Raw genomic sequence first — 21,848 nt, 5'->3', positions numbered from 1 at the left:
TCAACAAGTCCTACAGAAGGGACAGCATCTCCTTCTTTCATAGTTTTATCAGGATGTTTTAAAATTTTATCTCCAGGTTCAAGATTTGTAACAATTTTAGTTATATCTTTTCCAGTTTTAACAATAGTAACTTCTTGTTTTTTAAGAATACCATCAAGATCTTTCATTACATAAGCCTCATGACCAGTTTTTAAAATTGCACTAGTAGGAACTTTGTATTCATTTGATACTATTTCTAAATCTGCATCTACATGGAATCCATTTACTAATCCTTCTTGATTTTCAAAAGATATATCTACTTCATAATAAGATAAATTATCTTTCATTTCTTTTGTTTTTTTAGAAGTAGGTCTATCAGAAACATAACTTATTCTACCTGTCATTTTTTCATCATTAGAATTTACTTTTATAGTAACTGTTTGATCTATTTGAACTTTTTTTAGATTATCTTCACTAACATAACCTTTCATAAAGAATTCATTACTTACAAGAGATATAAAAGAAGTATTCATATCAGTAGAATTTTGGTTATTTATATACACTTTACCGGCAAATGGAGCTGTATTTTTTATATAAGCACTATTATTTAATGCAGATATCTGAGCTTCTATTGAAGAAATCTGTCCATTTACAGAAGATATAGCAGCACCATTTATATTATCTTTATTATTTTTACTTAAGTTTGATTTTTGAGAATTTAAACTAGATAATTGAGATTTTAAAACATTTATCTGTTCTACAACTGAATTATCCTTAGTAGTAAATAGTAAATCTCCATCATTAACTTCTTGACCATTTTCTATACTTATATCGCTTAAAGTATTATTTTCAGGTGTAGCATATTGTTTAGATTCTCTAGGTGTAACCATACCATTTATATCAATATTTTCATATTCTGGTATTTTGTACATTTCATATTTTTGCCGTATTTTTTCTTCCTCTTTCATTCTTCTTATATAATCTGTTCCAAGTATAAAACCAGCAGCTATAATTATTGCGATAACAACGAGTGTTCCTTTTTTATGATTTTTTATGAAATTTCTACAATTTGAAAAAGCAGAAGAAATTCCGTTTTTTATCTTTCCAAAGAAACCTTTAATTTTTGAAGCCATAATTTCCTCCTTTCAATAATTCATATAAACAATTTAAATCCATATTACTATTATAATGAAATATGTACATATAAGTCAAAGGTATTTATAAATTTATAACATTAAATTTACTGTTTCAAAAGAATAGATTCAATGTTAAATAAATTTATTGTTAATACAGAAATATAATGAGATAATAAGATTAAATAACCATTAAAAAATGATATTAAATGGTAAAAAGATAGTCAAGAGGTGATTATTATGAAAGTAAAAAATATGAAAAATAAAAAAGTTAATACTAAAAAAGATAATAAAAAAAATTATGATGAAACAAATACTATAAAAGATAGATGGAATACAAAGGATATAAAAAAAGATAGGATATTTATAAAAAAAATAAATAAAATTTTGATTATAATAATGCTGATAAGTTTATTTATGGGGACAATGATAAGGAACTTAGTTTTATCAGCAGAATTAATTTTTATTTGGCTATTATATATTTATTTATATCCTAAAATGATTATAGAATTGCCTAAAAATGATAAGAATTCAAAATATCATTATGAGTTTCCAGTTTCAGCAGGACCAATAGCTTTATTGGCATTATACACATCTCCAAAATTGAAGTATGAAGATAATTCAGGGATTATTTTTGTAATAGTATATTATTTAATATTAATTTGTATATATTTTGCAATGTTAAAAATAAAAAATATAAAAGAAAAAAAGGGTAAAATGTTATTGGTCATTCTTGGTATGAGTCTTTTAATTGTATCTACATATAATCATATAAATAATGCATTGACTTTTTCAAAAAAAGATCATGAATTTGTAACAGCTTTATCTAAAGAATCTAATAAATCATCTTCAAAAGGAATGACACGATATTATTTAAATGTTATTATTGATGGTGAAAAAGAGGATGTAGAAATACCATCATATTTATACTATGACTTAGATAATTTTCCTAAACAAGTGATAAAATGTAATAGACAAAGTATTTTTGGATGTAAATATTATAAAATACATGGAGAATAAATAAGCTATACAAAGAAAGTAGGGGAGAAAATGGAATTTAATGTTTTGTCAAATAGGTATAAGTCAGAAAGAAATGTAATGTATGCAAAAAATGGAGCAGTTGCTACATCAAATCCACAAGCAGCTCAAGCAGGATTGGAAATTTTAAAAAAAGGTGGAAATGCTGTAGATGCAGCAGTTGCAACAGCTGCTACATTAGCAGTTACAGAACCAACTAGTAATGGAATTGGTGGAGATGCGTATTCTTTAGTTTGGATAGAATCAGAAAAAAAATTATACGGTCTTAATGCAAGTGGATTTGCACCAGAGCTTATGACAAAAGAAGCATATAAAGGTTTAGAAAAAATGCCAAGACATGGTTTTGGAGCAGTTACAGTACCAGGAATACCATCAGCATGGGCTGAACTTAATAAAAAGTTTGGAAAATTATCTCTTTATGAATGTCTAAAGCCTGCGATTGATTATGCAAGAGAAGGGTATATTGTTTATCCAAACGTTGCAAAATTATGGAAGGAATCATTTGAAGATTATACTAATGATTTAAAGGAAATCGATAATATAAAAACACCTATAGAAAAAAAGGAAATAGAGATAAATCTAACAGATAAAGATATTTTAAAAGATTGGTTTGATACTTTTACAATAAATAAAAAAGCACCTAATGCTGGAGATATTTTTAAATGTGAAGAACAAGCAAAAACATTAGAAGAAATAGCAATTACAAATGCAGAAAGTTTTTATAGAGGAAGAATAGCTGATTTAATAGATAAACATAGTAAAAAATTCGGTGGTATGATAAGAAAATCGGATTTAGAAAGATATAGACCTCAATGGGTAGAACCTATAAGCACAAACTATAAAGGTTATGATATTTGTGAAATTCCACCAAATGGACATGGAATAACAGTATTAATGGCATTAAATATATTAAAAGAATTAAATTTAGATGAAGAAAAAGAAACTGTAGATAATATTCATAAAATGATTGAGTGTATGAAATTAGCATTTGCAGATTCTAAAAAATATGTTACAGATAGAGAAAAGATGAGTGTTTCTGTAGATGAAATGTTAAATCAATCATATGCTAAAAAAAGAAGTGAGTTAATAAAAGATAAAGCTATTTTACCAAAAGCTGGAGAACCTTTCTGTGGAGGAACTGTATATTTATGTACATCTGATAAAGATGGAAATATGGTATCTCATATACAAAGTAATTATATGAATTTTGGTTCTGGAGTTGTTATACCAAATACAGGTATAGCTCTTCATAATAGAGGAAACAACTTTAGTTTAGATGAAAATCACGATAATGTAGTAGAACCTTTTAAAAAACCATATCATACTATAATTCCAGGATTTATTAAAAAAGATGATGCTGCAATAGGTTGTTTTGGTGTTATGGGAGCATTTATGCAACCACAAGGACAATTTCAAGTATTAACAAATTTAATTGATTTCAATATGAATCCTCAAGAAGCTTTAGATGCTCCTAGATGGCAATGGATTGATGGTATGAGTATAGAAATAGAAGATGATATGAAAGAAAATATTGCAAATGGGCTAAAAGAAAAAGGTCATGATGTAAAAGTTGTATCGGATAAAATAAATATGGGTAGAGGACAGATAATTTTAAAGAATAAAAACGGTGGATATATTTGTGGTACAGAAAAAAGATGTGATGGTTCAGTTGCGATATATTAAAATATAAGATAAATTAATAAATGAAAATGGAGATTTAAAATGGAAGAAATAATTTGCCCAATATGTGGATTAAGTGATGCATCAGAAATAGAAGATAGAAAAAAAGTAAATGAGGAAGTTGATAATCCGTATGTATGCAACAATTGTGGATGTGAGTTTGGAAAAATTTACGGATTTATGTATAATGCTATAAAAGAAGTAAGTTTATCTGTAGAAAAAGATGGTCTTTTTAGAAAAATTATGATTGAAAAAAATATGGTAGGTGCATGGATTAAAGAATTTGAAGGAACAAGTTTTGATAAAATGGAACAAATTTCTGAAGATAAAATAAGATCATTAAAATATAGAAGATTTTTAAATAATGTGTTAAAGTGTTATGTTATGAGTTGGAGAAATTTAAATGAATATGCCAAAGATAATGAAGTAAAAAAATCGGATATTAAATGGGTTTTGGAAATGAAAGAAACAGGTAGTAAAATAAAAAGATTTAATGAATATCTATATGGAAAAGAAGAAGGTTTGTTAAATGAAAAAAATGGAGAAAAACTTCAGTTCGATACAATATTAAAAGTTGAGTCCGATGTTGTTGCTCCATATTTTGATGAATTGGTAAAAGTAATAGAAAAATTTACTTGTAAAAAAGTATTTTCAAACAAAAAAGACTAGAGTTTTCTCTAGTCTTTTTATATTGTAAAAGTATAATCAAAGATTATTCTATATATTTTTATTATTTTAATTTGAATTTACTTTTTAATGGAACTATTCTATTGAATACCATCTTTTCGTCAGTAGTATATTTACTATCTACACTGAAGAATCCATTTCTAAAGAACTGGAATTTATCAAGAGGTTTAGCTCCTTTTAACTGAGTTTCTTCAACAAAACCTTCTAGAATTTCAAGAGAATTAGGATTTATCTGTTCTAAGAAATCTTTACCTTTGTTTTCTTCAACATCATCAAGTATTAATGGCTCAAATAATCTAAATTCTGCTGGGACAGCTGTTTTACTGTCTACCCAATGTATTGTAGATTTTACTTTACGTCCATCATTACTTTCTCCACCTTTTGTACCTGGGTCATATGTACAATGAACTTCTACTACATTTCCATCTTCATCTTTAACACAACCAGTACATTTTACAAAATAAGCACCTTTTAATCTTACTTCATTTCCAGGGAATAATCTAAAGTATTTTTTAACAGGTTCTTCCATAAAATCTTCTTGTTCTATATATAATTCTTTAGAGAATGTAACTGTTCTTTTTCCTTTAGTTTCATCTTTTGCATGATTTTCTATTTCTAAAACTTCAGATTCATTTTCAGGATAGTTGTCTATAACTAATTTTATAGGTCTTAAAACAGCCATGGCTAAAGGAGCTTTAGGCTGTAAATCTTCTCTTAAGAAGAAATCTAGTAACTGACTATCTACAGTAGAATCAGCTTTAGATACACCTATTTCAGCACAGAAGTTTCTTATTGATTCTGGAGTGTATCCTCTTCTTCTAAGACCTGATATAGTAGGTATTCTAGGGTCATCCCAACCATCAACAATATTATTATCAACTAACCGTTTTAATTTTCTTTTACTCATAACAGTATTAGTCATATTTAATCTTGCAAACTCTATCTGTCTAGGAATACTTTCCATTTCGCATTCTCTTACAATCCAATCATAAAGAGGTCTTTGTTCTTCAAATTCAAGAGTACAGATAGAATGAGTTATACCTTCTATAGCATCTTCAATAGGATGAGCAAAAGCGTACATAGGATATATACACCATTTATCACCTGTATTATGATGAGAAGTATGTGCAATTCTATATATAACAGGATCTCTAAAGTTTATATTAGGGCTAGACATATCTATTTTAGCTCTAAGAACTTTTTCTCCATCTTTAAACTCACCATTTTTCATTCTTTCAAATAAATCTAAATTTTCTTCAATAGATCTATTTCTATAAGGACTTTCTTTTCCAGGTTCAGTAAGAGTACCTCTGTATTCTCTTATCTGATCTGCATTTAAATCACATACAAAAGCTTTACCTTTTTTTATAAGTAAAACAGCTCTATTGTACATTTCTTCAAAATAATTTGATGCAAAGAATAGATTATCCCAATTAAAACCTAACCAATTAACATCATTTTTTATTGATTCTACATATTCTACATCTTCTTTTGTAGGGTTTGTATCATCGAATCTCATATTTACTTTACCAGAAAATTCTTTAGCAAGACCAAAGTTTAAACAAATACTTTTTGCATGTCCTATGTGTAGGTAACCATTTGGTTCTGGTGGGAAACGAGTTATGATACTTTTATGTTTTCCTGTTTTTAAATCATCTGTTATTATATTTTTTATAAAGTTAGATGATACTGTTTCATTTGCCATATTATATTTTCCTCCTATTGATATATTTTGAATTTCTATTTATTGAACTATATCGTGCAATGGATAGAAAAATCCAGTTTACTTTATTATAATATACATTAATTTTAATCGAATATATAAAAAAAATAAAGAGTATTGAGAGAATTTATATTATTTTTGGAAAAAAATTAAGCAAAATAAAAAAAATAATAGTATCTGAATGAAAATATGGAAAAGAGGGTATTGATAAAATAAATTAGAATTATCTGTAAAAATAGAGTATAATAAAAAAATAAAGCAGAAAATAAAAAAGAGAGAGTGATTTTTATGAAAAAATTCTTTAAATTTCTAGTGGCGATATTAGTGATTATAATAATGGCTATTGGTGGAATAATTTATGCTCTTCAGCCAGAAGGTGGTATAAAAGAGGATACTACAGGCAATAGGGAAATGACAAAAGATGATATAATACAAATGGGATTATTACAAAGTTTAAATTTTAAAAAAGAAACTGGAAAGTTTGAAGGAACAATTTCTTTAAATTCAGAACAAATTAGTAATATAGTGTATACTGCAATGAAAGAATCTGATCCAGAGGATATATTACCAAATGATATAAAAATTATAGATAATTCAATAGTAATAACAGTACCTATGGATATAGAATTTATAAAAACTCAAGCAGAAGTTAAGGTTATACCAAGTGTGAGAAATGGAGATTTTATAGCTACTATAGATAATGTTAAATTAGGTAAAATCAATATATCTGGAAACTTACTTTCAAAAATAATGAATCATGAAAAAGATGAAATTCCATATGAAATACAAGATAGATCAATTATTATACCTACAGAGACAATAAAACCTATAGAATTGACAAAAATATATATAGAAAATAATGAGCTAAAATTTGATATGCAACTTGCATTAAAAGATGCAATGCAGTATGTTTATAGTGGTTTTATAAGACCAGCTGCATAGTAAATAATTAAAAATTTAAAAAATTATAAAAAGGTTAGTATAATAAAAAAATTTATATACTAATCTTTTTTTTATATGATATAATCTTTTTTAAAGATTAAGAAATATCTAAAATTGAAAGGAGAAAATATGAAAAATTTTAAAGCATACGTTATTTCATTTATAATAACAGCTGTTTATGCATTTGTTAAGTTGCCAGTATTAAGAATAGATTTTACATCATTATATTATGTACTAGCAATGTTTTTTGTAATAGCTGGTATTTTAAATATGGTATTTGATAGAGAAGAACGGAGATACTCTATTACTAAAAAAAGAGATTTTAAAATAGCGATAGGAATTTTAGTAATAGCTATTGTAATACCTACAATAGCATCAACACCTATAATAAGAGCTAAATCTTATCGTAATTTACTTGGAACAGTAAAAGAGAGTGAGTTCAGTAAAGATGTAAGTCCAGTTAAAACTGATGACATAAGAATTGTAGATGAAGATATGGCTATGAAGCTAGGAGATAAAAAATTAGGTGAAGTTCCAGCAATAGGAAGTGTATCTAAATTAGGAGATTTTCATATACAAAAAGTAAAAGATAAACTTTATTGGGTAGCTCCTCTTGTACATAGAGATTTCATAAAATGGGCTACAAATATGAGTGGAACAAGTGGATATGTAATGGTTTCTGCAAATAACCCTCAAGATGTTAAATTAGTTCAAAAAGCAAATGGAGAAGATATAAAAATAGTTTACCAACCAGATGCATATATACTTCAAGATTTACATAGACATGTTTATCTAAAAGGTGGTATGAGCAAAGGTATGGCAGATTATACTTTAGAAATAGATGATAATGGAAAACCATTTTGGGTAGTATCTCTATATGAAAATAAAGTTGGATTTGGTGGTGCAAATGTCACAGGAACAGCGATTGTAGATACAAAAACTGGAGAAACGAAATTTTATTCAATCAAAGATACACCAAAATGGGTTGATAGAATACAACCTGAAAATTTTGTTGTAAATCAGATAAATGATTGGGGAGTTTATGTAAATGGATTTATAAACTCAATAATATCTGAAAAAGGAGTATTAAAAGCTACAGAAGGAACTTCACTTGTATATGGAGAGGACAATAAATCATATTGGTATACAGGTATTACTTCTGCAGGTGGAGATGAATCAACTATTGGATTTATGCTTGTGGATTCTAGAACTAAAGAAGCAAAATTATATAAACAACCTGGAGCTACAGAAATAGCAGCTATGAAATCAGCAGAAGGTAGTGTTCAAGAGAAAAACTATGAAGCTACATTCCCTGTTATGTACAATATATTAGGACAACCAACATATGTATGCTCATTAAAAGATAAAGCAGGACTTGTAAAAAGAGTTGTTTTTGTATCAGTAAAAGATTATAACGTTGTTGGAGTTGGACGGGATAAAAATGAAGCTATAAAAAGTTATAAAGAAGCATTAGAATCAGGTGGAAGTGATGTAGATGTTGAATCAAATGAATTTGATAAAGAACTAGAAGGTATTGTAAAAAGAATTGCAACAGATAATAAAAATGGAAACACAACATATTATCTAATATTAGATGCAGATGAAGGAAACATATTCTATGCGACATCTAAGGTTTCTAAAAAATTACCTTTAACAAAAGAAGGAGATAAAATAAAAATAACATTCTCTAAAGATGAAAAAGAGTTAATAGAAATCGATGATTTTGAAAACTATAATATCGGTTTACAAAAAGAAGTAAATAAAGAAGTAGATAAAACTAATACAAAAAAAGTTGAAAATGAGAAAGTTGAAAACAAGAATGATAAAAATTAATAAAGTTTATATATAAAAAATAAATAGAAATTTGACTTTTATGTATAAATACCCCCAGTTTTACTGGGGGATTTTTATTAGCTAGATTTTTGTAATATGTAATCAAAATTAAATAAAGTAATTAAATTAAAATTTATTTTTTATAGATTTTTCTTATATATAACTTTAGTATTTGTTAAAAATTACTATTTCAGTTTATGAAGTTCTTTAAACATCATAGATAATGTTATAATTACCAAAATAGCGTCTGTAAGGGCAATAGCTAACCATACACCTGTAATGCCTAATCCAGCAACCATAGGCAAGATGACTGCTAATGGAACAAATAAAATAATTTGACGGAAAAGGACAAGTAAGGTAGCTTTATTAGCTTTCCCCAGAGATTGAAATAAAGTTACTGCCATAATAAAACTCCCTTGTAATATGTATGTACTAAACATAATACGGAAATTAGTAACTCCCATAGAAGCAATACCAGGGGTAGTAATAAATAGTGATAGTATTTGTTCTGGAAATAGTTCTACTGGAATATAGAAAATCAAAGAAAGCATTGTAGCACCAAATACGAATATATATGTCAATTTTTTTACACGCTCATATTTTTTAGCACCAAAATTAGTCCCAACTACAGGTTGAAAACCTTGGCTCATTCCCCATAGAGGTACAAATGCAAAGTTCCATACACGTAAAGCTGCACCTAATAAAATTTGTGAAGTTTCACCACCATATTTAGATGCGACACGGTAAATCACCATTTGCTGAACTAATGTTAAAACTTGCATTAAGAGAGCAGAAATACCAACAGATAAAACACTAGGAAGTATTGTAGTATCAATACATATACGACCAATTTTCACATAATTACTTTTATATTTGAAATACCATAATGTAATTGCTGCTTGAATAAATTGTGAAAAAACAGTAGCATAAGCAGCTGCCTCAATTCCTAAACCATAGGGCTTTAATATTGTAATAAAAATTGGGTCTAGAAGAATATTCAAAACAGATCCACTAGTAATTATAAGCATAGCCTTTTTTAACTGTCCTTCTCCACGAATTACCATATTTGCACTTTGGAAGAAGTTTACAAAAAGAGAACCTGCAAATATAATTTTTAAATATTTTTCAGCACAATTTAAAATATCTCCACTAGCACCAGCCAATGTCAATAATTGACGAGTAAAAATCATACCTATAATTGTATAAATAATAGATATTAAAAGAATAGCTGCAATTAGATTACCCATAATTTTTTTTATTGTCGATTCATCTTTCTTCCCAATAGCACGAGATAAAACAGAAGCAGAACCTACACCTAACATAGCAGCAGAACCTGCATTTATAAGAGTAAATGGATATGATACTGATATAGCAGCCATTTGTACTGTACCTACCATTTGACCTACAAAAATTGAATCCATCATATTATAAAGTCCGACAACTACCATTCCTAAAATACCTGGTATGCTTAAAGATAACATAAGTTTTTTAGGGGATTCAGTAAGTAGCTTATTTCTTGTGTTACTTTCTGTATTCATAAGAACTCCTTTGCAATTATATTATTTTTCGCCCGAACATTTTTTTCTGTATTCTAATGGAGTCATACCAAAGATTTCTTTAAATTTAATTGCAAACTTACTTTGACTTTCATATCCAACATCATAAGCAACTTGAGAAATAGAATTATTAGTAGTACGTAATATTTCGCTTGCTTTTTTCATTCGGTAATTTATAAGATAAGATGAAATATTAGTACCATAAACTTCTTTAAAATACAATTTTAATGTTGTAGGGCTAATACAAAATTCTTTTGATAACTCGTCAATTGTATATCGCTTTGAAAAGTTTTCTGTTATTTTAAAGTGTATTGCTTTGATAGTTTCTACGTGAAATTTTGAAAAATGTTCTTTCTTTTCTTGTTTATCGGGATCAAGCACACTAAGAAAAAGAAGTAATTCTAAAACTTTGATTTTTAGATAATCACCTTTTATACTTTCAGGAATATTATATAATTCGGAAAAAATATGTTCGATCCTTTCTGTCGCTCTTATAACAAAGCAACTAGAATTACTACATAGCTTTTTCTTTATATTATATATATTTATATTTGTATCATTTAATAAATAAGGTATATTCTTATCTATAATATCTAAATACAAATTTATTGAAATTCCTTCATAAAAATTAGTTGGAAAATTCATTTTGCTAGTATGATTATTTAACATATTAATACCTAAATCACCTTCGCCAAGAAAAAGATACGTACCATCTTTTAAATCACATTCTACTCTACCTTTTCTACAATGACTAATTTCCATAATATTATCTGTAATGTACTTATTTGTAATGTATTTATCTACATTGACATTAGGTGAATTGAAATTATTATAAATCAACTCAATACCAGAAAAGACTTCAAAGACACTCATTTGACGAATATCATTTACGTTAGTTTTACTTTGTTTCATTATCTCACCTCTTTATTTTATATTAGCATATATCGATTTATAGCTAAATAAAACTAACTATATTTAGTATATAGTGTATATTTAAGAAAGTCTGTTCCACAACGACAAACTTTAGTCCTAAATAGACAATGATTATTTGGACTAAAAATTTAGTTAATATCAATTTTAAAGGTTATACAAAGCTGTGTTTATACACTAATTTTATATAAAGGTATTTGTTATAGATATTTTCTATATTGAAATTTAGAAATTATTATGGAAAGATGATAAATAAAATGATATAAATAAAAAATAGAAAAAGATGATAAATAAAAAATAGAAAGTTAAATAGATGATAATTAATCGAGGAGAATAAAAAATGGAAAAAAATATTATATTAGTATCACACTGTATGTTGAATATATTTTCAAAAGTGGAAAATTTTGGAGAAGAAGAAGGTAGAGAAGATGCTAGAAAAAAGATAATAAAAACGATTATAGATAATGAAATAGGAATAATACAATTACCATGTCCCGAGCTAATTATGTATGGAAGTAAAAGATGGGGTCATGTAAAAGATCAATTTGATACACCGTATTTTAGAAATACTTGTAAAAAAGAACTTGAAACTTATATTCTTCAAATAGAAGAGTATATAAATAATGGATATAATATAATTGGTATTTTAGGAATAGATGGAAGTCCATCTTGTGGAATAAATCTTACTTGTAGGGGAAATTGGAAAGGAGAAATAGGAAGTAATCCAAATCTTAAAGATACAATAAATACAATTTCATATACAAAAGAAATGGGAGTTATGATGGAAGAATTAAAAAAATTAATCAAAGAAAAAAATATTGATATAGATATGTTTGGCTTTACAACTGAAAATGCAGAAGAAATTTGTAAATATATAGAGAATAAAATTGTCTGTAAAAAATAAATTTTACATAAATTTTAAAATTTTCAGAAAATGGCTTGCATTTATTAAAATAATATGATTTAATATACTTATCGAAAAAAAGAATAATAAACCAAGGTAGAGGCGCTATAATTCAATAGTATCTAAATGAGTTGGCAAACAGAGATTTTAGAGAAAGGGAATGTAGCCGAAGAAAAGATTATGGCAATAGTTTTTTCTGGGTCTGTATATAATATATGCAGGACTGTCGCTTTAATAAGTGTTGAGCTACAAGGTTACTTTGTATAGAAATTATTTACAGTCCAAAGTTTCCTTTGGACTGTTTTTTATTTTGTAAATAAAGTAATAATTTATATAAATTAATAAAGATTAATAGATTTATTGAAAGCAAGATTGAGTTTTATTATTCATAAGGAGGTAAAAAATGAGTGTAATTGTACAAAAATATGGTGGAAGTTCTGTTGCAGATACTGAAAAAATTAAAACTATAGCAGAAGGAATAATAGAAAGAAAAAAAATTGATGATAAGATTGTTGTAGTTGTTTCAGCTATGGGAAAAACTACTGATAAGTATATAAATATGGCAAAATCAGTAACAGATAAACCATGTAAAAGAGAATTAGATGCTCTATTATCTACTGGAGAAATGATATCAGCATCAATGCTTGCTATAACTTTAGAATCTTTAGGATGTAAAGCTATAAGTTATAATGCTTATCAACTAGATATACATACTAGTGGTAATCATGGGAAATCTCTTATAGATGATATAAATGTGGATAGAATACAAGAAAGTTTAGATGAAGGATATGTTGTTGTAGTTACTGGTTTCCAAGGTATAAATAATGAAGGAGATGTAACTACTCTAGGAAGAGGTGGATCAGATACATCAGCAGTTGCTTTGGCAGTAAAATTAGATGGAAAATGTGAAATATATACAGATGTAGATGGGATATATTTTACAGACCCTAGAACATATAAAGATGCAAAAAAACTTGATGAAATAGAATATGAAGAAATGTTAGAACTTGCAAGTCTTGGTGCGAAAGTAATGCATTCTAGAAGTATAGAACTAGCTCAAAAATACGGTATAGAAGTTTATGTAGGACGTACATGTGGAAAAGTAAAAGGAACATACATTAGAGGGGGAAAAAACATGAAATTAGAAGATAAAGTAATAACAGGAATAGCAACTAGCGATGCAGATAGCTCAATAACAATAAAAGAATTAGAAATGGATAATATATCAGCATTATTTGAAGATATAGCAAATAAATCAATAAGTGTAGATATGATAAGTCAAACAGCACCAATAGATGGAAAATTAAGTGTATCATTTACAATACCAAAAGATGAAGTAGAAGAATGTATAGAATTAGCAAAAAAATATACATCAGATGAAAAAATTGCAGTGGATAATGATATAACAAAATTCTCTTTAGTTGGACTTGGAATGAAACATACATCTGGAGTTGCATCAAAAGTATTTAGAATATTTAAAGAAAATAATATAAGAGTAAAATTAATAACAACATCAGAAATAAGAATAACTTGTGCAATAAATACATCAGATAAAGAAGTAGCTATACAAAAAATGTGCGAAGAGTTTAATTTATAAAAATAATTTAGAATAGAGGTAAGAAAATGAAACTTCATGGAAGTATGGAAATAAATAATGATGAACTTTACATTGGTGGAGTAAGCTGTTTAAAAATGGTTGAAGAATATAAAACTCCATTATATGTATTTGACGAAGAATTAATAAGAAAAAATTGTAGAGATTATAGAAAATATTTTAAAGTAGACGAAAATAAAAATAGAGTTGCATATGCAGGGAAAGCATTTTTACCAGGATATATGTGTAGATTGATAAAAGAAGAAAATATGTGCCTTGATGTAGTTTCAGGTGGGGAATTATATACAGCTTATAAATCAGGTTTTCCTATGGAAAATATATTTTTCCATGGAAATAATAAAACAAAAGAAGAAGTTGAGATGGGCGTAAAATACGGAGTTGGAAAATTTGTAGTAGATAATTTCTATGAACTTGAATTACTTGAAGATATTTGTGAAAAAGAAGATAAAATTCAAGAAATTTATTTTAGAATAACACCTGGAATAGAAGCTCATACTCATGAATATATAAAAACAGGGCAAATAGATTCAAAATTTGGTTTTGCTTTAGTAAATGGAGATTTATATAATGCTATTGAAAAATTAAAAAATTATAGCAGAGTAAAATTAGTAGGATTACATGCTCACATAGGATCTCAGATATTTGATGAAGAACCATTTTTAGATGAAGTAGATATAATGATGAAATTGGTTAAAGAAATAAAAGAAAAATATAATATAGAGCTTACAGATGTCGATTTAGGTGGAGGAGTAGGAGTATATTATACAGATGAAGATAAACCAAAGACAATAAAAGAATTTTGTAGTGCTATCATAGATAGAGCAGAAAAAACTTGCTCTAATTTAGGTATAGAAGTTCCAAAATTAATTATTGAACCAGGAAGATCTATAATAGCAAATGCAGGAAGTACACTTTATACAATAGGTTCTATAAAAGATATAAAAGATGTTAGAGTATATGTAAGTGTAGATGGAGGAATGACAGATAATATAAGACCTTCTCTTTATCATGCAGGATATGAATGTAGCATTGTTAATAAAATGAATAAAAATGTAGAAAATGAAGTTACAATAGCTGGTAAATGTTGTGAAAGTGGAGATATACTTATAAATAATGTATCTATATCAGAAATAGAAAGTGGAGATACTTTAATTACAACATCTACAGGTGCTTATGGTTATTCAATGGCGTCTAACTATAATAAAATACAAAAACCAGCTGTTATAGCAGTTAAAGACGGAGAAATAACACCTGTTTGTAGAAGACAAACTTATGAAGATGTTATATCATTAGAATTATAATAGATTATATGTAGAAATAATTAGAAGTCAATTTTCTATGTAGCAATATAGTAATTTAAATAAATATAATAAATGGAAAGTTCATAAATTAATTTTTTAAAATTAGTTTATGGACTTTTATTTTATATTTTCAAGAATTAGTAACGCCTTGTATATACTTATTAATCTATGTTAAAATTATATAAAGTAAATAGGAGGTATATCATGAAGTCTAAAATAAAAATAATAGCACTTAGTATGGTACTAGCATTTAGTTTAACAGCATGTAAGTCTAATGGAGATTCAGAAAATTTTAATGAAGGTCAAATTGCATTAGAAAGACATGATTATAGAGAAGCTATGGAAAAATTTTCTGATGTATTAGAAGGTGATGATTCAAATAAAGTTGCAAGAGATATGTATATTCAAGCGATGAGAATGATAAAGATAGAAGATTATGAAAAAAATGAAGATTATGAAAAAGCATTAAAAGAAGTAGAAAAAGTTCTTCGGTTAAAAAATGGTTCATCTAAAATAAGAAAAGAAGCTGAACGGAAAAAATCACAACTTGAAACAAGAGTTGAAAATTTAATAGAAGAACAAAAAGAAAGAAAGCAAAACGCTAAAGAATCAGCTGAAAATAATAAAGACAAAGTAGAATCAGATGCTCTTCATTCAAATTCATCAAGTTCACATAGACCAAGTCACTCTAAACCAGATGATGATGAAGATGATAAAAAGCCAGATGAAGGAACTTCTAATGGAGGAGAAAATTCTGAAAACAACCAATCAGGAGAATCTACTAATGGAGGAAATTCTGGAAATAATCAATCAGGAGGAACTTCTAATGGAGGTTCTGACAACTCAGCACAATAAAATATAAAATTTTACTTAGATTAGAAAGGTATAAATATGAGAATAAATAAATATATAGCTTCATGTGGAGTAGCATCTAGAAGAAAAGCAGAAGAACTGATAATTTCTGGAAGAGTTACTATAAATGGAGAATTAGTTACAGATTTATCTACAAAAATCGATGAAACAAAAGATATAGTGGAAGTTGATGGAAAAGTTATAAATCAAGAAGAAAAGAAAGTTTACTTATTATTAAATAAACCAGAAGGATATATAACAACAGTAAAAGACCAATTTGATAGACCAAGTGTATTAGATATTTTAAAAGATATTGAGGAAAGGGTGTATCCAGTTGGTAGATTAGATTACGAAACAAGTGGTCTTTTAATACTTACTAATGATGGAGAGTTGACATATAAATTGACACATCCAAAACATGAGGTTGAAAAAACATACCTAGCAAGTGTAAATGGAATATTTACTCCAGAAGAAAAAAGAAATTTTGAAAATGGATTAAAAATAGAAGATTACACTACAGCAAAAGCAAAACTAAAAATTATAAAAACAGATGTAGAAAAAAATTATTCTGTATGCAAAATAACTATACACGAAGGAAAAAATAGACAGGTAAGAAAAATGTGTAAAGCTGTTGGACATCCAGTAAGAAACCTTAGAAGAATACAAATGGGACGAATAAATATAAGAGGTCTTGAAATAGGTGAATATAGAAATCTAACAGAAGATGAAGTAAAATATTTAAAAAGTTTGAAATAAGTTAATATAATTATAAAAATGCTCAAATAATAAATTTGGGCATTTTTTATTAATGTAATTTTTTATGAATAGAGATAATTTTTATTAAAAAATAAAAAAGAGATTAAATAATTGTATTAAATATACAATTTGGTTATAATAGATAAGGGCAAAATGAAGTTACAAAATTTAGAAGTTGAATTTTAAATTTATTGTTTATGAAAAGAGATGAGATTATGAAAAATAATAATTTTGACAATGTAAATAGTATAGTTAAGATGTATTTACAAGAAATACTACAAGAAGGAGATATATGTATAGATGCAACTATGGGAAATGGTTATGATACAGTATATCTTGCTGAAAAAGTAGGGGTAAATGGATTTGTATATGCTTTTGATGTACAAAAAGAAGCTATAGAATCTACTAAAAAGAAAATTGAAAAATTAGATTTTGAAAAAAGAGTGAGCCTTATTTTAGATGGACATGAAAATATAGATAAATATGTAGATAAAAATATAAAATGTGCTGTTTTTAATTTAGGTTATTTGCCAAGATGTGAACATAAAATTATAACAAAGCCAGAAACTACATTAAAAGCAATAAAAGAATCATTAAATCTACTTGAAGAAAATGGTATAATTTGTATTTCTATTTATACAGGTCATGATGGTGGAATGGAAGAAAGAAATGCAATATTTGATTTTGCAATGAACTTAGAACAAAAAAAATATAATGTTTTTGAATCAAAGTTTATAAATCAAAAAAATAACCCTCCATCAATAATAGTAATAGAAAAGAAAAAACAAATAAAGAATAAATAAATTATGTTTATTTATTTTTATAAAAATATAATACAAATAAAGGTTGGATTTTTGTTATAAAAAATAATATAATATAGGTATAAATGAGGGAAAATGAAATATTCAGTTGGTGTATGTGTAATATACAGAAAATTATAATATATGTATATAAAAATTCATCAAATGAAAAATGTAGGGTAAAAGGAGAAAAAAAATGGATGAAACTTTAAAAGATAGTAAAAAACTTATATCAGATATACAAACTCAGTATACTAGATTGAGTAAGGGGCAAAAATTAATCGCACAGTATATATTAAATAACTACGATAAGGTTGCGTTTATGACAGCTTGTAAATTAGGCGAAACAGTTGGAGTTAGTGAATCTACAGTAGTTAGATTTGCAAATGCTTTAGGATATTCTGGATACCCTAAACTTCAAGCAGCACTTCAAGAGCTTATAAAAAATAAATTAACAACTGTTCAAAGAGTTGAGATGGCAAATGATTATTCAGATGAAAATGCTATTGTAAATAAAATATTAAAAAGTGATATAGATAATATTAGAGAAACTTTAGATGATATAGATGAAGAAGCTTTTCAAGAAGCTACAAAAAGCTTATTAAAAGCGAGAAAAATATATATATTAGGTATGAGAACATCTTTTGTTGTTGCACAGTACTTAGGATTTTACTTAGGAATAATTTTAGATAATGTTCATACAGTTAGAATGGATATGGGAGATGCATTTGAACAAATAGTTAGAATAGGTGAGGATGATGTTGTTATAGCGTTTAGTTTCCCTAGATATTCAAAAAAATCTTTCCAATTAGTAAAATATGCTAAAGAAAAAGGAGCTCATGTAATATCAATAACAGATAGTTTGTTTGCTCCTATAGCATCAGTTTCAGATAATACTCTAATTGTTAAGAGTAATATGGCATCATTTGTAGACTCTTTAGTACCTGCTATGAGTGTAGCAAATGCACTTGCAGTATCAGTTGGTATGAAAGAAAAAGAAGATATAAAAGAGCATTTTGACGATTTAGAACAAATGTGGGATAAATACGGAATGTTTGAATAAAAATTTTTTAAAAGGGCTGGAATCTTTGATTTTCAGTCCTCAATTTATATAAAAATAATTTTGGAGGTAGTGTTATGAAAAATTTTGACTATAGTATACCTACTAAAGTACATTTTGGGAAAGGACAAATATCTAAACTCAGAAAGGAAATTAAAAATTTTGGTTCAAATGTTTTATTGGTATATGGTGGAAATAGTATAAAAAGAAATGGAATCTATGATCAAGTTATGAAACAACTATGTGATGATGAGATAAACGTTTTTGAACTTTCAAAAATAGATCCAAACCCTAGAATAACATCTGCTAGAAAAGGAGCAGAATTATGTAAAAGCAAAAAAATAGATGTTATACTTGCTGTTGGAGGTGGAAGTGTAATAGATTGTAGTAAATTAATTGCAGCTTCAGCCTTTTATAAAGGAGATCCTTGGGAACTAGTGTTAGATAGTTCAAAAATAACAAAAGCTCTTCCTATTATATCAGTACTTACTCTTTCTGCAACTGGCTCAGAAATGGATGCATTTGCAGTTATATCTAATATGGAAACAAATGAAAAACTTGGTATGGGAAATGAACTATTAAAACCGAAAGTATCTATATTAGATCCAGAATATACATATACAGTTCCAGCTATTCAAACTGCTGCAGGAACAGCTGATATAATGAGTCATATATTTGAAACATATTTCCATAATGAAAAAGGAGCATATTTACAAGATAGATTTGCTGAATCATTGTTAAAAACATGTATAAAATATGGTGAAATAGCATTAAAAGAACCAAACAACTATGAAGCTAGAGCGAATTTAATGTGGGCAAGTTCACATGCTATAAATGGTCTAATTTCTTATGGAACAGATGGAGGTTGGTCAGTACATCCAATGGAGCATGAACTTAGTGCTTATTACGATATAACTCATGGTGTAGGACTTGCAATACTTACTCCAAACTGGATGGAATATGTATTAAATGAAAAGACAGTAGATAAATTTGCAGAATATGGTATAAATGTTTGGGGAATTGATTCATCTAAAGATAAATTTGAGATAGCAAAAGAAGCTATAAAAGCAACAAGAGGATATTTTGAAAAATTAGAAATACCAATGTCTCTTAAAGAAGTTGGTGTTGATGATAAAAACTTAGAAATAATGGCAGAATTGGCATCAAAACGAGGAGCTAAGTATGGATATATGCCATTAGAAAAAGAAGATGTCTTAAATATATACAAAATGTCTATGTAATAAAATTTTTGTTATTTTATCCATATATTAATATGAAAAAGATAGATTCTCATATATAATTATATATGGAAGGGGTGGATCATTTTGGAAAAAGAAAATTTAAGACTAGGATTTAGTGATATTTTTATACTAGTCATCGGATGTATAATGATGGCTATTTCTCTAAATCTATTTTTCAATCCTTATGGGATTGCATCAGGTGGAATAACAGGTCTAGCAGTTGTTCTTAATATGTTATTTGGTATTCCTCTTTGGATAGTAAACCTTGTTTTGAATGTTCCTTTATTTGTGGCAGCATACAAGATACTAAGCAAAAGAGACTGTATAAAAACAGTTTTAGGAATAATACTTTTAACAGTTGCATTAAAAATGACAGAAAGTATGTCTTCTATATTTATAACAGAGGATATATACCTTATAATTATTCTTGGTTCAATACTTATGGGTGTTGGTCAAGGGCTAATATTAAGAATAAACGGTTCAACTGGTGGTACAGACTTAATGGCTTTATTAATAAATAAAGTGTTCCCAACATTAAGTATACCAATTTTACTTGGAATAATAGACTGTTCAGTTATTGTAATGTCAGGATTTGCAACAGGTCAAATAGAAGTTGCTCTTTATTCTTCTGTATCTTTATACATAATAATAAAGGTAAGTGACCTTATGATTGAAGGATTTAATTATTCAAAATCATTTATGATAATATCTGACAACTCTAAAGAAATTACAAATAAGATAATGCAAGAATTAGACAGAGGTGCAACATTTCTTAAAGGAGAAGGGGCTTATACAGGAAACGATAAAAAGGTTATATTAGTTGTCGTTGAAAAGAAAGAAGTTGTAGCTTTAAAAAGACTTGTAAGAGAGGTAGATCCTAAAGCATTTATCATAATAACAGATATTCATGAAGCATTAGGAAATGGATTTAAACCGGTAACAGAATTTGAATAAATAAAATTTTGAACAAAGAAAATAAAAGACTGTTATATTGAAAATAATATCAATTAGCAGTCTTTTTTTATGTAAAAATTAATATACTTTTAGTCTTTTTTTACTAGTTCTTAGTATATGAAAGTTTATTGTATTGTTTATTTTAATAATTTATTGTTGTATAATTATAATGTTAGAGAGAATTGAATAAATTATGGAGGAAAAAATGGGAAATACTTATTATATAGTTAGACACGGACAAACAGAATGGAATATATTAGGTAAAACACAAGGACATGGTAATTCTAAGCTAACAGAAAAAGGAATATTACAAGCAAAAGAATTATCAGTTGGTATGGAAAAATATCCTATAGATATGATATTTTCTAGTGACTTAGGAAGAGCTGTTCAAACAGCAGAAATAGTTGGGGAAAAATTCGGAATAGAAGTACAGAAAACAGAAGCCTTAAGAGAGATGGGGTTTGGAGAATGGGAAGGAAAATTAATCCCAGAAATAACAGAAAAATATGCTGATATATATAAAACTTGGAGAAATGAACCTCATCTAGCTAAAATACCAGGTGGAGAAACATTAGATACAATAAAAAAAAGATTGGAAATTTTCATAAATGATTTAAATGAAAAATACGATAATAAAAATATTTTATTAGTTAGTCATTCAGTAACAGTTAGAGTATTTTTATTATTGATGTTAGATTCAGATATGAAAAATATATATAGAATAAAACAAGATAATACAGCATTAAATATAGTAGAGTGGAGAAATTATGGACCAGTTGTTACAAAAATGAATGATACATCTCATATAACTGGCGATTACAAACTTAATAATTCGGCTCTTGAATAAAAGGAGATTACAAATTT

At 27.0% G+C, this 21,848-nt stretch carries 19 protein-coding genes and 1 riboswitch; of the genes, 15 read left to right on the top strand and 4 right to left on the bottom strand.

Annotated features, from left to right (window positions below; all coding sequences use genetic code 11):
• The coding region (locus Q1J78_RS02890; RefSeq protein WP_300276307.1) for an efflux RND transporter periplasmic adaptor subunit at nucleotides 1–1,112 on the bottom strand (1,112 nt) is incomplete at its 3' end.
• A gap of 240 nt (nucleotides 1,113–1,352) precedes the next feature.
• Here Q1J78_RS02890 and Q1J78_RS02885 point away from each other — a divergent pair.
• From Q1J78_RS02885 to Q1J78_RS02875, 3 genes are read left to right on the top strand one after another with little or no spacing between them, the layout of a single operon-like run.
• On the top strand, nucleotides 1,353–2,132 hold the full coding sequence (locus tag Q1J78_RS02885; RefSeq protein WP_300276305.1) for a hypothetical protein: 780 nt from the start codon (nucleotides 1,353–1,355) through the stop codon (nucleotides 2,130–2,132).
• 30 nt (nucleotides 2,133–2,162) lie between these two features.
• Nucleotides 2,163–3,833 carry a gamma-glutamyltransferase family protein gene (locus Q1J78_RS02880; protein WP_300276303.1) on the top strand — a complete coding sequence of 557 codons (1,671 nt, stop codon included), beginning with the start codon at nucleotides 2,163–2,165 and terminating at the stop codon, nucleotides 3,831–3,833.
• A gap of 39 nt (nucleotides 3,834–3,872) precedes the next feature.
• Nucleotides 3,873–4,499, top strand: coding sequence for a hypothetical protein (locus tag Q1J78_RS02875; protein WP_300276301.1), 627 nt, complete (start codon nucleotides 3,873–3,875; stop codon nucleotides 4,497–4,499).
• A 61-nt stretch (nucleotides 4,500–4,560) separates the two neighbouring features.
• Here Q1J78_RS02875 and Q1J78_RS02870 read toward each other — a convergent pair whose 3' ends face one another.
• A complete protein-coding gene (locus Q1J78_RS02870; protein ID WP_300276300.1) occupies nucleotides 4,561–6,222 on the bottom strand; it encodes a glutamine--tRNA ligase/YqeY domain fusion protein in 1,662 nt (553 codons plus the stop codon).
• A 306-nt stretch (nucleotides 6,223–6,528) separates the two neighbouring features.
• On the opposite strand from Q1J78_RS02870, the gene Q1J78_RS02865 reads away from it, so the two are divergent.
• Nucleotides 6,529–7,182, top strand: a complete 654-nt coding sequence (locus Q1J78_RS02865; RefSeq protein ID WP_301118248.1) for a hypothetical protein — start codon at nucleotides 6,529–6,531, stop codon at nucleotides 7,180–7,182.
• 129 nt (nucleotides 7,183–7,311) lie between these two features.
• Complete coding sequence (locus Q1J78_RS02860) at nucleotides 7,312–9,015, top strand: hypothetical protein (protein ID WP_300276296.1); 1,704 nt, start codon at nucleotides 7,312–7,314, stop codon at nucleotides 9,013–9,015.
• 185 nt (nucleotides 9,016–9,200) lie between these two features.
• Here Q1J78_RS02860 and Q1J78_RS02855 read toward each other — a convergent pair whose 3' ends face one another.
• Together Q1J78_RS02855 and Q1J78_RS02850 are read right to left on the bottom strand one after the other, a co-directional pair.
• The gene (locus tag Q1J78_RS02855; RefSeq protein ID WP_300276294.1) at nucleotides 9,201–10,553 is read right to left on the bottom strand and encodes an MATE family efflux transporter; all 1,353 of its coding nucleotides are present in this window, start codon (nucleotides 10,551–10,553) and stop codon (nucleotides 9,201–9,203) included.
• 21 nt (nucleotides 10,554–10,574) lie between these two features.
• The gene (locus tag Q1J78_RS02850) at nucleotides 10,575–11,483 is read right to left on the bottom strand and encodes a helix-turn-helix domain-containing protein (RefSeq protein WP_300276292.1); all 909 of its coding nucleotides are present in this window, start codon (nucleotides 11,481–11,483) and stop codon (nucleotides 10,575–10,577) included.
• Nucleotides 11,484–11,841: 358 nt separating this feature from the next.
• Between Q1J78_RS02850 and Q1J78_RS02845 the strand changes: the two genes are divergently transcribed.
• The 10 genes from Q1J78_RS02845 to Q1J78_RS02800 all read left to right on the top strand — a co-directional run bounded on the left by Q1J78_RS02845 (nucleotide 11,842) and on the right by Q1J78_RS02800 (nucleotide 21,831).
• A complete protein-coding gene (locus Q1J78_RS02845; RefSeq protein ID WP_300276290.1) occupies nucleotides 11,842–12,405 on the top strand; it encodes a CD3072 family TudS-related putative desulfidase in 564 nt (187 codons plus the stop codon).
• A gap of 89 nt (nucleotides 12,406–12,494) precedes the next feature.
• Nucleotides 12,495–12,662: riboswitch (Lysine riboswitch) on the top strand.
• Between the two features lie 146 nt (nucleotides 12,663–12,808).
• Nucleotides 12,809–14,002, top strand: coding sequence for an aspartate kinase (locus tag Q1J78_RS02840; protein ID WP_300276288.1), 1,194 nt, complete (start codon nucleotides 12,809–12,811; stop codon nucleotides 14,000–14,002).
• A gap of 26 nt (nucleotides 14,003–14,028) precedes the next feature.
• Nucleotides 14,029–15,321 (top strand): diaminopimelate decarboxylase, encoded by a 1,293-nt coding sequence (gene lysA, locus Q1J78_RS02835; RefSeq protein ID WP_300276286.1) that lies wholly within the window; start codon nucleotides 14,029–14,031, stop codon nucleotides 15,319–15,321.
• 204 nt (nucleotides 15,322–15,525) lie between these two features.
• Nucleotides 15,526–16,176, top strand: a complete 651-nt coding sequence (locus Q1J78_RS02830) for an outer membrane protein assembly factor BamD (protein ID WP_300276284.1) — start codon at nucleotides 15,526–15,528, stop codon at nucleotides 16,174–16,176.
• Nucleotides 16,177–16,212: 36 nt separating this feature from the next.
• Nucleotides 16,213–16,929 carry a pseudouridine synthase gene (locus Q1J78_RS02825; RefSeq protein WP_300276282.1) on the top strand — a complete coding sequence of 239 codons (717 nt, stop codon included), beginning with the start codon at nucleotides 16,213–16,215 and terminating at the stop codon, nucleotides 16,927–16,929.
• Between the two features lie 197 nt (nucleotides 16,930–17,126).
• A complete protein-coding gene (mnmM, locus tag Q1J78_RS02820) occupies nucleotides 17,127–17,732 on the top strand; it encodes a tRNA 5-(aminomethyl)-2-thiouridylate-methyltransferase MnmM (RefSeq protein ID WP_301118247.1) in 606 nt (201 codons plus the stop codon).
• A 193-nt stretch (nucleotides 17,733–17,925) separates the two neighbouring features.
• Complete coding sequence (locus tag Q1J78_RS02815) at nucleotides 17,926–18,792, top strand: MurR/RpiR family transcriptional regulator (protein ID WP_300276277.1); 867 nt, start codon at nucleotides 17,926–17,928, stop codon at nucleotides 18,790–18,792.
• A gap of 74 nt (nucleotides 18,793–18,866) precedes the next feature.
• Nucleotides 18,867–20,030 (top strand): iron-containing alcohol dehydrogenase, encoded by a 1,164-nt coding sequence (locus Q1J78_RS02810; RefSeq protein ID WP_300276275.1) that lies wholly within the window; start codon nucleotides 18,867–18,869, stop codon nucleotides 20,028–20,030.
• Between the two features lie 84 nt (nucleotides 20,031–20,114).
• Entirely contained in the window at nucleotides 20,115–20,984 is an 870-nt protein-coding gene (locus Q1J78_RS02805) for a YitT family protein (protein ID WP_300276273.1), read from the top strand.
• Nucleotides 20,985–21,189: 205 nt separating this feature from the next.
• On the top strand, nucleotides 21,190–21,831 hold the full coding sequence (locus Q1J78_RS02800) for a histidine phosphatase family protein (RefSeq protein WP_300276271.1): 642 nt from the start codon (nucleotides 21,190–21,192) through the stop codon (nucleotides 21,829–21,831).
• Nucleotides 21,832–21,848: the final 17 nt, after the last annotated feature.

Origin of the sequence: Peptacetobacter sp. (assembly GCF_029264495.1) — a bacterium.
Classification (GTDB): domain Bacteria; phylum Bacillota; class Clostridia; order Peptostreptococcales; family Peptostreptococcaceae; genus Peptacetobacter.
Note: the sequence above shows the minus strand (reverse complement) of the source record. Positions and strands in the feature narration are given on the sequence as shown.

Bases quoted from the DNA above. Each gene is read 5' to 3' on its own strand.
- Q1J78_RS02885 (WP_300276305.1), top strand. From the start codon at position 1,353: ATGAAAGTAAAAAATATGAAAAATAAAAAAGTTAATACTAAAAAAGAT.
- Q1J78_RS02880 (WP_300276303.1), top strand. From the start codon at position 2,163: ATGGAATTTAATGTTTTGTCAAATAGGTATAAGTCAGAAAGAAATGTA.
- Q1J78_RS02875 (WP_300276301.1), top strand. From the start codon at position 3,873: ATGGAAGAAATAATTTGCCCAATATGTGGATTAAGTGATGCATCAGAA.
- Q1J78_RS02870 (WP_300276300.1), bottom strand. From the start codon at position 6,222: ATGGCAAATGAAACAGTATCATCTAACTTTATAAAAAATATAATAACA.
- Q1J78_RS02865 (WP_301118248.1), top strand. From the start codon at position 6,529: ATGAAAAAATTCTTTAAATTTCTAGTGGCGATATTAGTGATTATAATA.
- Q1J78_RS02860 (WP_300276296.1), top strand. From the start codon at position 7,312: ATGAAAAATTTTAAAGCATACGTTATTTCATTTATAATAACAGCTGTT.
- Q1J78_RS02855 (WP_300276294.1), bottom strand. From the start codon at position 10,553: ATGAATACAGAAAGTAACACAAGAAATAAGCTACTTACTGAATCCCCT.
- Q1J78_RS02850 (WP_300276292.1), bottom strand. From the start codon at position 11,483: ATGAAACAAAGTAAAACTAACGTAAATGATATTCGTCAAATGAGTGTC.
- Q1J78_RS02845 (WP_300276290.1), top strand. From the start codon at position 11,842: ATGGAAAAAAATATTATATTAGTATCACACTGTATGTTGAATATATTT.
- Q1J78_RS02840 (WP_300276288.1), top strand. From the start codon at position 12,809: ATGAGTGTAATTGTACAAAAATATGGTGGAAGTTCTGTTGCAGATACT.
- lysA (WP_300276286.1), top strand. From the start codon at position 14,029: ATGAAACTTCATGGAAGTATGGAAATAAATAATGATGAACTTTACATT.
- Q1J78_RS02830 (WP_300276284.1), top strand. From the start codon at position 15,526: ATGAAGTCTAAAATAAAAATAATAGCACTTAGTATGGTACTAGCATTT.
- Q1J78_RS02825 (WP_300276282.1), top strand. From the start codon at position 16,213: ATGAGAATAAATAAATATATAGCTTCATGTGGAGTAGCATCTAGAAGA.
- mnmM (WP_301118247.1), top strand. From the start codon at position 17,127: ATGAAAAGAGATGAGATTATGAAAAATAATAATTTTGACAATGTAAAT.
- Q1J78_RS02815 (WP_300276277.1), top strand. From the start codon at position 17,926: ATGGATGAAACTTTAAAAGATAGTAAAAAACTTATATCAGATATACAA.
- Q1J78_RS02810 (WP_300276275.1), top strand. From the start codon at position 18,867: ATGAAAAATTTTGACTATAGTATACCTACTAAAGTACATTTTGGGAAA.
- Q1J78_RS02800 (WP_300276271.1), top strand. From the start codon at position 21,190: ATGGGAAATACTTATTATATAGTTAGACACGGACAAACAGAATGGAAT.